This is a genomic window from Lysobacter sp. 05T417 (assembly GCF_056396405.1).
The window spans coordinates 522,450-536,872 of sequence record NZ_JBFTLK010000001.1; the positions used below are offsets into that span (position 1 = coordinate 522,450).

The 14,423-nt window shown below is 67.6% G+C and carries 13 protein-coding genes, 3 tRNA genes and 1 pseudogene; 2 read left to right on the forward strand and 15 right to left on the reverse strand.

Annotated elements, in window-relative coordinates; genetic code table 11:
• The first annotated feature begins 46 nt into the window (after positions 1-46).
• Complete coding sequence (gene arsC / locus AC1DER_RS02320) at positions 47-400, forward strand: arsenate reductase (glutaredoxin) (protein ID WP_477245577.1); 354 nt, start codon at positions 47-49, stop codon at positions 398-400.
• Here the strand turns inward: arsC and AC1DER_RS02325 are convergent, their stop codons facing one another.
• The 3 genes from AC1DER_RS02325 to AC1DER_RS02335 form a co-directional block, all read right to left on the reverse strand.
• Complete coding sequence (locus tag AC1DER_RS02325; protein ID WP_441816120.1) at positions 401-2,023, reverse strand: FMN-binding glutamate synthase family protein; 1,623 nt, start codon at positions 2,021-2,023, stop codon at positions 401-403.
• 50 nt (positions 2,024-2,073) lie between these two features.
• Positions 2,074-3,354 (reverse strand): nucleotide sugar dehydrogenase, encoded by a 1,281-nt coding sequence (locus tag AC1DER_RS02330; protein ID WP_477245575.1) that lies wholly within the window; start codon positions 3,352-3,354, stop codon positions 2,074-2,076.
• 84 nt (positions 3,355-3,438) lie between these two features.
• Entirely contained in the window at positions 3,439-4,476 is a 1,038-nt protein-coding gene (locus AC1DER_RS02335) for a YeiH family protein (RefSeq protein WP_477245573.1), read from the reverse strand.
• Positions 4,477-4,547: 71 nt separating this feature from the next.
• Here AC1DER_RS02335 and AC1DER_RS02340 point away from each other — a divergent pair, with 71 nt between their 5' ends.
• Positions 4,548-5,438, forward strand: a complete 891-nt coding sequence (locus AC1DER_RS02340; RefSeq protein WP_477245571.1) for a LysR substrate-binding domain-containing protein — start codon at positions 4,548-4,550, stop codon at positions 5,436-5,438.
• Between the two features lie 259 nt (positions 5,439-5,697).
• Here AC1DER_RS02340 and AC1DER_RS02345 read toward each other — a convergent pair.
• The 12 genes and pseudogenes from AC1DER_RS02345 to AC1DER_RS02400 all read right to left on the reverse strand — a co-directional run bounded on the left by AC1DER_RS02345 (position 5,698) and on the right by AC1DER_RS02400 (position 14,420).
• A tRNA-Leu gene (locus AC1DER_RS02345) sits at positions 5,698-5,784 on the reverse strand.
• A gap of 52 nt (positions 5,785-5,836) precedes the next feature.
• The gene (locus AC1DER_RS02350) at positions 5,837-6,247 is read right to left on the reverse strand and encodes a VOC family protein (RefSeq protein ID WP_477245569.1); all 411 of its coding nucleotides are present in this window, start codon (positions 6,245-6,247) and stop codon (positions 5,837-5,839) included.
• Positions 6,248-6,413: 166 nt separating this feature from the next.
• Positions 6,414-6,746, reverse strand: a pseudogene (locus AC1DER_RS02355) (VOC family protein); the annotation flags it as partial.
• 116 nt (positions 6,747-6,862) lie between these two features.
• A tRNA-Cys gene (locus tag AC1DER_RS02360) sits at positions 6,863-6,936 on the reverse strand.
• 128 nt (positions 6,937-7,064) lie between these two features.
• Positions 7,065-7,140: transfer RNA gene (locus tag AC1DER_RS02365), tRNA-Gly, on the reverse strand.
• A gap of 154 nt (positions 7,141-7,294) precedes the next feature.
• Positions 7,295-7,861 (reverse strand): CDP-diacylglycerol--glycerol-3-phosphate 3-phosphatidyltransferase, encoded by a 567-nt coding sequence (gene pgsA / locus AC1DER_RS02370; protein WP_441816113.1) that lies wholly within the window; start codon positions 7,859-7,861, stop codon positions 7,295-7,297.
• On the reverse strand, positions 7,858-9,729 hold the full coding sequence (uvrC, locus tag AC1DER_RS02375; protein ID WP_477245566.1) for an excinuclease ABC subunit UvrC: 1,872 nt from the start codon (positions 9,727-9,729) through the stop codon (positions 7,858-7,860). The genes pgsA and uvrC overlap by 4 nt, the downstream gene beginning before the upstream one ends.
• Before the next feature lie 166 nt (positions 9,730-9,895).
• Positions 9,896-10,381 (reverse strand): low molecular weight protein-tyrosine-phosphatase, encoded by a 486-nt coding sequence (locus AC1DER_RS02380; protein WP_477245564.1) that lies wholly within the window; start codon positions 10,379-10,381, stop codon positions 9,896-9,898.
• Positions 10,374-11,171 (reverse strand): 3-deoxy-manno-octulosonate cytidylyltransferase, encoded by a 798-nt coding sequence (gene kdsB / locus AC1DER_RS02385; protein WP_477245562.1) that lies wholly within the window; start codon positions 11,169-11,171, stop codon positions 10,374-10,376. The genes AC1DER_RS02380 and kdsB overlap by 8 nt, the downstream gene beginning before the upstream one ends.
• On the reverse strand, positions 11,168-12,232 hold the full coding sequence (gene lpxK / locus AC1DER_RS02390; RefSeq protein ID WP_477245560.1) for a tetraacyldisaccharide 4'-kinase: 1,065 nt from the start codon (positions 12,230-12,232) through the stop codon (positions 11,168-11,170). Before lpxK ends, kdsB begins: the two co-directional genes overlap by 4 nt.
• On the reverse strand, positions 12,229-13,977 hold the full coding sequence (msbA, locus tag AC1DER_RS02395; protein WP_441816108.1) for a lipid A export permease/ATP-binding protein MsbA: 1,749 nt from the start codon (positions 13,975-13,977) through the stop codon (positions 12,229-12,231). The genes lpxK and msbA overlap by 4 nt, the downstream gene beginning before the upstream one ends.
• Positions 13,974-14,420: an ExbD/TolR family protein gene (locus tag AC1DER_RS02400; protein WP_477245556.1), complete on the reverse strand. Its 447-nt coding sequence runs from the start codon at positions 14,418-14,420 to the stop codon at positions 13,974-13,976. Before AC1DER_RS02400 ends, msbA begins: the two co-directional genes overlap by 4 nt.
• Positions 14,421-14,423 lie beyond the last annotated feature (3 nt).

Genomic DNA, 14,423 nt, shown 5'->3' on the forward strand with positions numbered 1-14,423 from the left:
ACCCAGGCCCGCCAGCACCGTCGCCGCAGATTCAGCGAGGCTTTCGATGAACGACACCCGCCTGTACCACAACCCCCGCTGCTCCAAATCGCGCGGCGCACTGGAACTGCTGCGCGAACGCGGCATCGAGCCGATGGTGGTCACCTATCTCGACACACCGCCTTCGCCCGCCGAGCTGCGTGGCTTGCTGCAGATGCTGCAGTTGCCGGCACGCGCCCTGCTCCGCACCGGTGAAGACGAGTACGCCGCGCTCGGGCTGGCCGACGAGTCGCTGCCGGAATCGGCACTGATCGAAGCGATGAGCGCGCATCCGCGCCTGATCGAGCGTCCAATCCTGGCCCATGCCGGCCGGGCGGTGATCGGGCGCCCGCCTGAACGCGTGCTCGAACTGCTGGACTGACTACAGCGACTTGCTCCCGCGCATCGCCGCCACCAGAGCGGGCGCGGCAAAGGTGTCGCTGCGCGCACCGGCCCAGAACGACTGGAACACCGCGTGCTCCGGGATCCTGGCCACCAGGTCGCCCGGTCGCAGGAACGTGTAGAGCGCGGCCAGCGATCGCACCTCGATCGGCGAAACCCGACGAAGGATGTGCTCCGGACCCAGTTGCTCCGGATGCTCCAGCCCCGCCGCGCACAGCAGATCGCGCAATGCCTTGAGCGTGTTCTGCTGGAAGGCCGCCACGCGCGTGGCCTTGTCGGGCACGTCGAGATTGCGCCAGCGGCGCGGATCCTGTGTCGCCACGCCGGTCGGGCAACGGTCGGTGTGGCAGCTCTGCGACTGGATGCAGCCCAGCGCGAACATGAAACCGCGCGCCGCGTTGCACCAGTCGGCGCCCATCGCCAATGTGCGGGCGATGTCGAACGCGCTGGTGATGCGCCCGGCAGCGCCGATGCGGATGCGGCCGCGCAGGTCCAGGCCCACCAGCGTGTTGTGCACCAGCATCAATGCTTCGTGCATCGGCACGCCGACATGATCGATGAACTCCGCAGGCGCCGCGCCGGTACCGCCCTCGGCGCCGTCGACGACGATGAAGTCCGGCAGCAGTCCGCTTTCGAGCATGGCCTTGGCGATGCCGAACCATTCCCACGGATGGCCGATCGCCAGCTTGAATCCGACCGGCTTGCCGCCCGACAACTCGCGCAGCTGCGCGACGAACTCCAGCAGGCCCAGCGGCGTGTGGAATGCGCTGTGCGCGGCCGGCGAGACGCAGTCCACGCCCATCGGCACGCCGCGGGCCTGGGAAATCTCCGCGGTCACCTTGGCCGCCGGCAATACACCGCCGTGGCCGGGCTTGGCGCCCTGCGACAGCTTGATCTCGATCATCTTCACCTGCGGGTCGGCGGCACATGCGGCGAACCGCTCGGCACTGAACGATCCGTCGTCGTTGCGGCAACCGAAATAGCCCGAGCCGATTTCCCAGACCAGGTCGCCGCCGTTCTCGCGGTGGTAGGACGAAATCGAGCCCTCGCCGGTGTCGTGGTAGAACCCGCCCATGCGCGCGCCGCGGTTGAGCGCGCGGATGGCATTTGCCGACAGCGAACCAAAGCTCATCGCCGAGATGTTGAACACGCTGACGGCATAGGGCTGCTTCGCACTGCCCTCGCCCACCACCACACGGAAGTCGTGCGAACCATGCGGCTTGGGCGCCAGCGAGTGATTGATCCACTCGTAGTCGATGCCGTAGACATCCTGCTGCGAACCGAACGGCCGCACGTCGCTGACCGACTTGGCGCGCTGGTAGACCAGGCTGCGCTCCTGTCGCGAGAACGGAACCTCGGCGATATCCGATTCGATGAAGTACTGCCGCATTTCCGGGCCGATCGATTCCAGGGCATAGCGGAAGTGGGCGAGCAACGGGTAGTTGCGGCGCAGGACACTTCGGGTCTGCATCAGGTCCCAGGTTCCCAATGCCACCAGCGCGCCGGAACCGGCCACGCCCCACCACCACGTGGCGTGCCACGGCGCCAGGATCAGCGACGCCAGCAACGCGACCAGGCTGGCGGCAAACAGGGAATAGCGCATGTGGCGGCAACCGTCCGGAAGGCGGTCAAAGCATAACGCGGCGGCCGTGATCAGAGCCTTGCATCGACCCCGTCGCGCGGGTACAGGCTCTTGATGTCGTACAGCAGCGCATGTTCGCGCCCGAACGCACGCGCACCGGCGGCGCCCAGCTCGCGGAACTGCTCATGGGCAACGGCCAGCACCACCGCGTCGTAGGTTTCGTGCTGCGGCGCACTGGGCAGCAACTCGATGCCATAGGCGCGTCGCGCTTCGTCGGCATCGGCCCAGGGGTCGTAGATGTCCACTTGCGCGCGGTACTCGCCGAACTTTTCTGCCAGCTCGATCACGCGCGTGTTGCGCAGGTCCGGGCAGTTCTCCTTGAAGGTGATGCCCAGGATGAGGATGCGCGCGCCGGCAACGGCAATGCCGCGCTGGATCATCAGCTTTACCACGTCGGCGGCGACATGCTCGCCCATCGCATCGTTGATGCGGCGGCACGCCAGCAGGATGTCCGGGTAGTAACCGGCCTGCTGTGCCTTCTGGATCAGGTAATAGGGATCGACGCCGATACAGTGGCCACCGACCAGGCCCGGCCGGAACGGCAGGAAGTTCCATTTCGTGCCGGCGGCCTCCAGCACTTCGGTGGTGTCGATGCCCAGGCGCTGGAAGATCAGCGCGAACTCGTTGACCAGCGCGATGTTGGCGTCGCGCTGGGTGTTCTCGATGACCTTGGAGGCCTCCGCCACGCGCAGGCTGGAGGCCTTGTGCGTGCCGGCCTTGATGATGCTGCGATAGAGCGCATCGACGAAATCGGCTGCTTCGGGCGTGGAGCCGGAGGTCACCTTGGGGATGTCGACCAGGCGCCGCTTGCGGTCGCCCGGGTTGATGCGCTCGGGGCTGTAGCCGACGAAGAAATCGTGGTTGCAGCGAAGGCCCGACGCGCGCTCGAGCTCGGGCACGCAGATCTCTTCGGTTGCACCGGGATAAACCGTCGACTCATAAACGACCACGTCACCGTCTTTCAGCAGCGAACCAATCGTGCCACTGGCGGCAATCAGCGGCGAGAAATCTGGGCGCTTGTGCTCGTCGACCGGCGTGGGCACGGTGATCACGAAGACGTTGCAGTCGCGCAGTTGCTGCGGATCGGAAGTCAGGGTCAGGCGCCTGGCATCGACCAGGTCAGCGCGCTCCGTCTCGCCGTTGTAATCCTCGCCACGGGCGAGCTGCTCGACCCGGCGCGCGTCGATGTCGTAACCCAGCGTGTCGTACTGGCGGGCGAACTCGACCGCCAATGGCAGTCCGACGTAGCCCAGCCCGACGACCGCGATGCGCGACCCGGCAATCTCCTGCATTCACCCACCTGCTCGATGTTCTGGCCCGACCACCCGGCGCCCGTCGCGGCTCGCCACCTGCGGTCATTCTAGGGCCTGCAGGGCTCAGGCCAGCCAGCGCACCAGCACATATCCGCCAATCGACAGCCAGCCGAACAGCACGGCAGCCAGCAACAACGGCCTTGGCCCGAGGGCACGCAACCGCGACAGTCGCGTCTCGATTCCCAGTGCAGCCATCGCCGTGGCGAGCAGCAGCGTGTCGAGCATCAGCAATGCCGAGCGCATCGATGCCGGAATGGTCACCAGCGAATTCAACACCACCACGCCCAGGAAACCGAACGCAAACCACGGCACCACCATCGCCCGCTGGCCGCCATTGCGCGCCTCGCGCCAACCCAGCACCAGCAGCACCGGCACCAGCATCAGCACGCGGGTCAGCTTGACCACCACGGCCGCGTCGGCGGTCTCCGGGCCGATCGCACTGCCCACCGCCACGACCTGCGCCACTTCGTGCACGGTCGCGCCGGCATACAGCCCGAACGCTGCCGGATCCAGGCCCAGGTGCGGGTACAGCTGCGGGTAAAGGAAGATGTTCAGCGTGCCGAACAGCACCACGCTCGCCACCGCGATGGCGACCTTGCTCGGATCGGGCCGGATCACCCGCTCCACTGCCAGCACCGCAGCCGCGCCGCAGATCGCGCTGCCAGCGGCCGTGAGCAGGGCGGTGTCGCGATCCAGGCCGAACCAGCGCCGCCCCACCCAGGTGCCCAGGCCCAGCGTCGACACCACGACGATCACGTCGATCAGCAATCCATGGACACCAACGGCGGCGACGTCCTGGAAGCTCAGGCGCAGCCCGTACAGCACCACGCCGGCACGCAGCAGCTGGCGCTGGGCCAGGCCGATGCCCGGGGCGATCCCGGCCGGAAGCCGGCTGCCGGCGAGATTGCCGATCAGCATGCCCAGCACGATGGCGACGGTCAGGGCGCTCAGCTGCCAGCGCTGCAGCAGCGGCAGCTGCGCGGCGGCCAGGGCCACCAGGCCCACCGCCAGGGCCAGGCCCAGGCCAGGCGCCCAGCCCGGGATCCATGCGTGCCACGGGCGGGGAGTGCCGGTTTGCGAAGCGGGAGCGATATAGGCCATGGCGTGAATGGTCACGCCCGGGCCAAATCAAGTAAATTTGATATTACTTAGCCACCCGATAAATTCTCCTGATGATCGGCATCAGCCCACGGCAGCTCGAGGTGTTCGTCGCCATCGCCACGGCCGGCAGCGTTCGCGCCGCCGCCGGGCACCTGCACCTGACCCAACCGGCGGCGAGCATGGCGCTGGCCGAGCTGGAGCGCGTGCTCGGCGCCCCCCTGTTCGATCGCACCCAGCGTCGCCTGCACCTCAACGCGCATGGCCGCCATCTGCTGCCGCTGGCGCAGGAACTGCTCGAACGCATGCGCGAACTCGGCCGCCATGCCGGCGATGCCGCCGCGCTGCTGACCGGCGAGCTGCGCGTGGGCGCCAGCAATACCGTCGGCAATTACCTCGTCGGCGACCTGCTCGGCGGATTCATCACGGCCCACCCGCAGGTCGCGCTGAAGCTGCACGTCGACAACACCGCAGCGATCGTGGCCGGCGTCCTCGACTACAGCCTCGACGTGGGTTGTATCGAAGGCCCGGCCACGCATCCGGACCTGGAGCTGCTGCGCTGGCGCGACGACACCTTGTGCGTCTGCGCGCCGACCAGCCATCCGTTGGCCAAACGCCGGCGCCTGCGCCCCGAGGACTTCGCCGGTGCCCGCTGGATCCTGCGCGAAGGCGGATCGGCCACGCGCGACCAGGCCGAGCGCGCGTTGGCGGCGCTGCCTGCGGGCGAAACCGTGCTCGAACTCGACCAGAGCGAAGCCATCAAACAGGCCGTGATCGCCGGGCTTGGGCTGGCCCTGCTGCCCGCAGTCGCGGTGACGCACGCACAGGCCGCCGGTCGCCTCGCCGTGTTGCGCACGCCATTCCTGAGTCTCAAGCGCCAGCTGAGCCTGGCCCTGCACCGGCGCAAATATCGAAGCGCGCTGCTGCGCGCGTTCCTCGAGAGCGTGCGGTCCGCGAAGGCGTGACGCCACCAGATTCCCGGACGGATTCGCGGACCATCTTTGGACTCCGCCGAGGGCAGCCCCAATATGCCGCAGGGTCTGGTCCGTGGAAGCGGTCGGACAATCTGCACTCGCGCCAACCGCAGCCAACAAAGGTTACAAGCCCTACAAGCCAGCCAAGGCAGTCGAAAAAAGGTTTCCGCAGCCAAGCGCCCGACCAAGCACCTCTGAAACCGGGTCAAGCCCAGGGCTCGGTACCCCAGGCGACTAGCCTTGCCACGTTTGGTGCCCGGAGCCGGAGTCGAACCGGCACGGCCTTTCGGCCAGCGGATTTTAAGTCCGATGCGTCTACCAGTTCCGCCATCCGGGCTGGGATGCGTGGTGCGCGCTAGCTTACGCGAAGGCCTGGCAAACCGGCGCGGTCACCCTGCGGCGGCAGCCTCGATCTTCGCCACATCCAGCTTGTGCATCGGCAGGAACGCGCGGGTGACGCGATCGATGACCGCCTGGTCGCCCGCGGCCAGGATCTCGTCCATCAGCTGCGGCGTGATCTGCCAGGACACCCCGAAGCGGTCCTTGCACCAGCCGCACTGCTCGGCCTCCGGCACGCTCGACAGCTGCGCCCAGTAGCGGTCGATCTCCGCCTGGTCGCGGCAGGTGACCACGAAGGAGATTGCCTCGTTGAAGCCGAATCCGTGCCGATGGCCACTGTCCATCGCCGCGAACCAGCCCTGGCCCAACCGGAAGTCCGAATACATCACTGACCCTTCCTGGTCCGGCGCCATGCCGGCGGGATACTTGACCAGTTGCCCCGCGACGGAGCCATCGAACACTGAGGTAGAACGCGCCCGCCTCTTCTGCCTTGCCGTACGCGTCCCCGGTAAACATCAGTGACGGCACGATCGGCGGCCTGCGCTCACCGGCCGGGTCGGTCAGCATCAGTTGCCACGACAGGCCGTAGCGGTCCTGCACCCAGCCGTAGTGTTCGCTGAAGGGGTACTTGTCCAACGGCATGAGCGCCTGGCCACCATCGACCAGCGCCGCCCACAGCTTGTCGAGTTTTGCCCGCGCATCGTCATCGCGCTCCGGGTCGAAGTGGACGAAGAACGACACCGACGGATTGAACTTGAACAGCGGCCCGGCGCTGATCGCCATGAACGGCTGCCCGTGCAGGCTGAAGGACACCACGTCGCAGTCGCCCGAGGGCGTGTTGCGCAATCGCGCGACGGAATCGATCGCCGATTCCGGATACACCGAGCAGTAGAACTCGGCGGCTTCCTTCGCCTCCTTGTCGAACCACAGATGCGGCGTGATCGGTTTGACGAGGGACATGCCTACTCTCCTGGATCGTTCGCAGGGTCACGGTCTAGCGTGTCCCGGATCGACAGGGCGTGAATGTCGCCAGACAAAACAAAAACCCCGCCGAAGCAGGGTTTTGTTTTCGAACTTGGAGGCCTGGGTCGGAATTGAACCGGCGTACGCGGCTTTGCAGGCCGCTGCATAACCACTCTGCCACCAGGCCGGTGACTTTCGAATCCGCAGTGCGGATTCTTCCATATTCCAGGCCCGTTCACGCAAGGGGGCCGGAAACAACAAGGCCCCGCTCGCGGGGCCTTGGTTGAGGGAGCTGATGAACTCCACCCTCGAATTTGGAGCGGGAAACGAGACTCGAACTCGCGACCCCGACCTTGGCAAGGTCGTGCTCTACCAACTGAGCTATTCCCGCAGAGGAACCGACATTTTAGGCATGGAAGCGAATCTGTCAACCACTTTTTCGCTACCCCGGAAGTTCCTGTCGCCGAACTTCCGCCCTGCCCAACCGAACGAGCCACTGTCCGGTCGACCGTCGAACACTGCACAGTTCGCGATGAGGATATTTTCTATGAACGCGCGTCTTCGCGCAAGACCGGCCATGCAGCTCGCAGGTACGCCAGCCCCGACCACAACGTCAGCAATGCGGCAGCAGCCAGCAACCATTCGCCGATCATGAACACATTGATGCCGGCAAAAGGCTCCTGGTACAGCAGGCACACCAGCGCGACCATCTGCACGATCGTCTTGAATTTGCCGATGCTGGCGACCTTCACCGTTGCACGCTGGCCCAGTTCGGCCATCCATTCGCGCAATGCCGATACGGCAATTTCGCGACCGATGATCACTGCCGCCCACAACGCCATCCACACCGTCGGATGCTTCTGCACCGTCAGCAGCAGCGCCACCGCGACCATCAACTTGTCCGCGACCGGATCGAGGAATGCGCCGAACGCCGAATACTGATCGTACTTTCGCGCGATCCAGCCATCGAGCCAGTCGGTGATCGAGGCGAACGCGAAGATGAAAGCGGCCGCGAAGTTGGTCCACTTGAAAGGCAAGTAGAACACCAGCACCAGCACCGGGATCAACAGGATCCGCAGCAGGGTCAACATCGTCGGTACCGTCAACTTCATCCTTCGCTCCGCGCGCCGCTCTTCGCGTCGTTCATGTCAGGTGTGTCCAGCCCGTGCAGGGTCGCATAGATACGCTCTGCCAGGGCGTCGTTGATGCCGTCCACCCGGGCGATTTCCTCGATTCCCGCCGCCTTCAGGCCGCCCAGGCCGCCAAAGTGGCGCAGCAGGCTGGCGCGCCTGCGCGGGCCGATCCCGGCGATGTCCTCCAGGCGGCTGGTGTTGCGCGCCTTCTGGCGGCGCCCGCGGTGGCCGGTGATGGCAAAACGGTGGGCCTCGTCGCGGACCTGCTGGACCAGCTGCAACGCCGGCGACTCGGCGCCCGGATGCACGGTGCGGCCGTCGGGCAGCAGCAGCTCTTCGTCGCCGGGGCGGCGGGCCGGGCCTTTGGCCACGCCCACCAGGATGACGCCGTCGACACCCAGCTCGGTCAGCGCCGCACGGGCCTGCGCGACCTGGCCGGCGCCACCGTCGATCAGCAGGACGTCGGGCATCACCCCGGCCTCCTCCACCGCGCGCCGGAAGCGCCGCTCGATCGCCTGGTGCATGGCGGCGTAATCGTCGCCCGGCTCGATCCCGGCGATGTTGTAGCGGCGGTACTGGCCACGCACGGGGCCTTCGGCATCGAACACCACGCACGAAGCCACCGTGGCCTCGCCCATGGTGTGGCTGATGTCGAAGCACTCGATCCGGACAGGCAGTTCGACCATGCCGAGCATGTCGCGCAGCGCCTCGGCGCGGGCGCGCTGGGCAGCATGACTGGTGCGTTCGCTGGCCAGCGACAGTTCGGCATTGCGCTTGGCCATGTCGAGGTAGCCGGCGCGATCGCCACGCACGTTGCACTTGATCTGCACCTTGCGTTCGCCGGCGCTCGACAGCGCCTGTTCGATCAGCTCGCGATCCGGGATGTCGCGGTCGATCACGATCTCGCGCGGCGGCGGCTGCTCGCCGTAGTACTGCGAGACGAACGCCGCCAGCACTTCTTCCGGGTTGTCGCTGCCGTTGGTTTTCGGGAAGAACGCCCTGGTGCCGAGGTTGCGGCCGTCGCGGAAGGCAAGCAGCAGCACGCAGGCGGCGACGCCCTGCATGGCGATGGCGAGAACATCCAGGTCGGCGGCGCGACCGTCGACGTACTGCCGCGCCTGCACGCTGCGGATCGAGGCAACGAGGTCGCGCAGGCGCGCGGCTTCCTCGAAGTCCAGACGCACGCTCGCCGCCTCCATCGACTTGACCAGGTCGTCGCTGAGCTCGTCGCTGCGCCCTTCCAGGAACAGGCCGGCGCGGCGCACGCTCTCGGCATAGTCGCGCGCCGGCACGAGGCCGACACAGGGCGCGCTGCAGCGGCCGATCTGATGCTGCAGGCACGGCCGCGAACGGTTGCGGAAGACGCTGTCCTCGCAGCTGCGCAGCTTGAACAGCTTGTGCATCAGGTTGAGCGAGTCGCGCACGGCGCCGACGCTGGCGTACGGGCCGTAATAGCGCCCCGGGATCGCCCGCGGCCCACGGTGCATGGCGATGCGCGGCCATGCTTCCTGCGTCATCAGCACGTAGGGGTAGCTCTTGTCGTCGCGCAGCAGCACGTTGTAGCGCGGCTTGAGCGACTTGATCAGCTCGTTCTCGAGGATCAGCGCCTCGGTCTCGGTGCGGGTGACGGTCACTTCCATGCGCGCGGTCTGCGCCAGCATGGTCATGATCCGCGCCGACTTGGGCGTGGCGTTGAAATAGCTCGAAACGCGGTTCTTGAGCACGCCGGCCTTGCCGACGTAGAGCACGCTGTCGTCGGCCGCGATCATCCGGTACACGCCGGGCGCGGTGCTCAGCTTCTTGATGAAGGCCTTGCCGTCGAACGGCGCGGTGGCGGCGCTGCTCATGGCGTACCGTCCCTGCCCGGCAGCGACGGCGAGGCGCCGGCGGGAGCCGTGGGCGGAAGGCGGGCGATGGCGGGCGTTGCGGTCACAAGCATCGGCTCAGGGATTGGGCCAATTATGCGGCAGCGCAAGGGCCGGCCGCGGTCTTTTGCGAGCTTTGCTGCCGAGGTTACAGGCGATGTTCGCGCCGCAGCCTGCTGATGACGCCATCGGCGGCGCGATCGAGCAACTGGAACACGTGTTCGAACTGCACCGGGCCGCCCGTGTACGGATCCGGAACTTCGCCATCGGTTTCGATGCCCGCCCAGTCGAGCAGCAGCACCGCCCTGGCGTGCGCGCCGCGCGGGGCGCGGGCTTCGACGTCGCGCAGGTTGGCGCGGTCGGCACACAGCAGCCAGTCGAAGCGACGGTAGTCGTCTGCGGCAAGCTGGCGCGCGCGCAGGCCGGAGATGTCGATGCCATGCCCGGCGGCGCTGGCGATCGCGCGGCGGTCAGGCGGCTGGCCGACATGCCAGTCGCCGGTGCCGGCCGAATCCACCTCCACCTGCCCCGCCAGCGTCGATGCGGCGATGTGCGCACGCAGCACGCCTTCGGCCACCGGCGAGCGGCAGATATTGCCCAGGCAGACGACCAGCAGGCGGACCGGTTCAGCCACGGCCGGCAGCAATCCAGGCCTCGGCGCGGGCGAGGTCTTCGGGCGTGTCTACTCCCGGCGGGAACGGTTCGGGCGTGATGCCCACGGCGATGCGATAGCCGGCTTCGAGCACGCGCAGTTGCTCCAGCGATTCCACCTGCTCCAGGCGACCCGGCGGCAGCGCAGCGAAACGCTGCAGGAACCCGGCCCGGTAGCCGTAGATGCCGATATGGCGGAGCCACTCGCCCTGCCCCGGCATGGTGGTGCGGTCGCGGGCGAAGGCATCGCGCGGCCACGGAATCGGCGCCCGGCTGAAATAGAGGGCATGGCCGTTGCCGGCGCGCACCAGCTTGACGGCATTGGGATCGAGCAGCGTATCCACTTCGGTTACCGGTGCGGCCAGCGTCGCCATCTCGGTGTCGCCATCGAGCATCAACGAAGCCACGGCGCGGATACCCGCGGCCGGCGCGAAGGGCTCGTCGCCCTGCAGGTTGACCACGACGGTATCGTCGCTCCAGCCGGCGATGCGCGCGCATTCGGCCAGGCGGTCGGTGCCGGAGGCGTGGTCGCGCGAGGTCATTGCCACGCGCACGCCGCTGTCGGTGAGACCAGAGCCGGCAATGGCTGCGGCGATGCGCTCGTCGTCGGCGGCGACCCAGACTTCGCGCGCACCGGCGGCCAGCGCGCGACGGGCGACGTGCAGCACCAGCGGCTCGCCGGCCAGCATCCGCAGCGGTTTCCCGGGCAGGCGGCTGGCGGCGTAGCGGGCCGGGATCGCAACGACGAAATCGGAGGGATGGCCGCTGCTCATTGCGGTTTCCCTTCGTTGCCGCCGCTCTGGCGTTCGCTGTGGCGATAAGGACGCGACTTGCTCGCCAAGCGGTCCAGCAGCGACACCCAGAATGCCTCTGGCAAGTCGGCGCGCACGGGCACGCTGAAGTGACGATCGTCGGCGAACGCGGTGCACTTCACCGCATCCTTCTCGGTCATCAGCACCGGCAGTTCGCGGCTGCCGAATTCGAAGTCGGCGGCGCTGTAGCGATGGTGGTCGGCGAAGGCATGCGGAACGACCGCGATTCCAAACCCGCGCAGCATCGAGAAGAAGCGCTCGGGGTCGCCGATGCCGGCCACTGCATGCACGCGTTGCCCGGAGAACGAGGTCAGCCGGCGCGGGCGTCCGCCCAGCATCGGCTGGGCCTGGTCGGCGAACAGGCGCATCGGCCACTCGCCAAAACCGGTATCGCCATTGCCGGCGCCACCGGCGCCGACGTTGACCACGCGGAAGTCGCAGCGCGCGCCGCGTTCGGGCAGTTCGCGCAGCGGCCCGGCCGGAAGCAGCAGGCCATTGCCGTAGCGGCGGCGGCCGTCGACCACCTCGATTTCGATGTCGCGCGCCAGTTTGTAGTGCTGCAGGCCGTCGTCGCAGATGACCAGGTCGCAACCGGCCTCGGCCAGTGCCTTGGCGGCGGCGGCACGATCGCGATCGACGCGGATGCGCACACCGGTACGCTGCGCGATCAGCACCGGCTCGTCGCCCGCGGCGTCGGCGGGGCTGCGGATGTCGACCCACATCGCGGCACTGGCGTCATCGCGACCGTAGCCGCGGCTGGCGACGCCCGGGCTCCAGCCCTCGGCGCGCAGCCGCTCGACCAGGGCAATGGTGAGCGGCGTCTTGCCGGCGCCGCCGGCGGTGATGTTGCCGACCACGATCACCGGCATGCCCGGGTGCTGGCGCTTGAGCCATCCCTTCAGATACAGGCTGCGACGCAGCCCGCTCAGTGAACCGTAGACCGCCGAAAGCAGGCGCGCACCGAAGGGCACGCGCGCGTCGTCGTACCAGAAAGCCGGGGTTTGCGACGACCGTTTGCTCATTCAGCCTCGCGGAACTGCATGCGGTGGAGGTGCGCGTAGAGGCCGCCGAGCGCCAGCAGTTCGCTGTGCGTGCCGCGCTCGACGATGCGGCCCTGGTCCAGCACCAGCACCTGGTCGGCGTGTTCGATCGTCGACAGGCGATGGGCGATCACCAGCGTGGTGCGGTTGGGCATCAGGTGGTCGAGCGCGTCCTGGACCAGGCGCTCGGACTCGGTATCGAGCGCGGCCGTGGCCTCGTCGAGGATCAGGATCGGCGCGTCTTTCAGCATTGCGCGCGCGATCGCCAGGCGCTGGCGCTGGCCACCGGAAAGGCGACCGCCCTTGGCCCCGATCTCGGTATGGATGCCCTGCGGCAGGCGTTCAACGAACTCCATCGCGTTGGCGCCGCGCACGGCCTGCTCAAGCGCCGGCGCGCCGGCCTGCTGCAGTTCGCCGTAGGCGACGTTGGCCGCGACGGTGCCGTCGAACAGCATCACCTGCTGGCCGACCAGTGCAATCTGCCGGCGCAGGTCCTGCAGGCGGTAATCCTGCAGCGGATGGCCATCGAGCAGGATCTGCCCGGCCTCGATGTCGTAGAAGCGCGGGATCAGCTTGATCAGCGTGGACTTGCCGCTGCCGGAACGGCCAACGATCGCGGTGACCGTGCCGGGGCGCGCGACAAAACTGATGTCGATCAGCGCCGGCTGCGCCTGGCCCGGATAGCGGGCGGTGACGTCGCGGAATTCGAGCAGGCCTTCGGAACGGTCCAGCGGACTCCGGCCGGTGTCGACCTCGTCGGGCGTGTCCAGCACGTCGAACAGGCGCTCGGCCGACGCTACGCCACGCTGCAGCATGCCCTGCACGTTGGTCAGCTGCTTCAGCGCCGGGATCACCGCCAGCATCGAGGTCATCAGGCTGACGAAATCGCCCGCGCTGAGGCGGCCGTTGGCAGCTTCGCGTCCGGCGAAGAACAGCAGCAGCGCCAGTCCCACCGCGCCCATCAGCTGCACCACCGCCGAGGAGATGCTGCGCGTGGATTCGACCTTCAGGCTCAGGCGCAGGTGATGGTTGGCCTGGCCGGAGTAGCGCTCGAGTTCCGCGCCCTGTGCGCCGTAGACCTTCACTTCCTGATGGTTCGACAGTGCCTGGTCGGCCGACTGCAGCAGCTGTGCGCCGCTTTCCTGGATGCGATGGCCGATGCGGCGATAGCGCCTGCCGACGGTGTCCATCGTCCAGGCCAGCAACGGGCCCAGCAGCAGGATGGCCAGCGTCACGCGCCAGCTGTAGTAGAGCATCACCGCCATCATCGCCACGACCTGCAGCGACTGCTGCAGCATGACCTTGGCGGCGTCGATCGCGGCCTGCGCGACCTGGTCGCTGTCCGAGCCCAGGCGCGTGAGCATCGAGGCGACCGGCTCGGTGTCGAAGCGCAGGCCCGGCAGGCGCAGGTACTTGCCCAGCACCATCACGCGCAGGTCGCGGGCGATGCTGCGGCCGGCACGCGCCATGAAGGTGTCGGTGATGTAACCGGCGATGCCGCGCGCGACGAAGATGCCGACGATCGCCAGCGGCAACAGCAGGCTCAGCTTGCGGTTGGCGTTGATGAAGGTCTCATCGACCACCGGCTTCATCAACCAGGTGAAAGCGCCGGCGGCGGCGGCTTCCACGAGCATGCCCAGCAGCGCCACCAGCAGCACGCCGCGATACGGCGATACGAAGTGCTGGAGTCGGCGGTAGGTGGACCAGGGCGACGGCGAGTCGCTCACTTGCCCGCCCCCGCGGCGGCCTGGCTGGTTTGTGGCGCGGTTGCGTTCATGACCCTGCGGAAGCCCAGCTGGCCAAGTGCGTCATACACGGTGACCACGGCCTGGTAGGGCGTGCGTGCATCGGCGCGCAGCATCACCGGGCGGTCGCGGTCGTTGCCGGCCACTTCGGCGATCGTGGCCTTGAGCGATTCGACATCGCTGCGCAGCACTTCACGGTCGTCGACGAAATAGCGGCCGTCGGCGTTGACCAGCACGATCAGCGCCTTCGACGTGTCGCTGGCCGGCTCGCCGGTGGCGCGCGGCAGCTCGAGCTTGAGCACCGAGCGCGCGTCGAAGGTGGCGGTGACGACGAAGAAGATGATCAGCACCAGGATCACGTCGATCAACGGAACCAGATTGATCTCCAGCCCGTCTTCGAAGGCGCGGTGGTCGCGGATACGCATCGT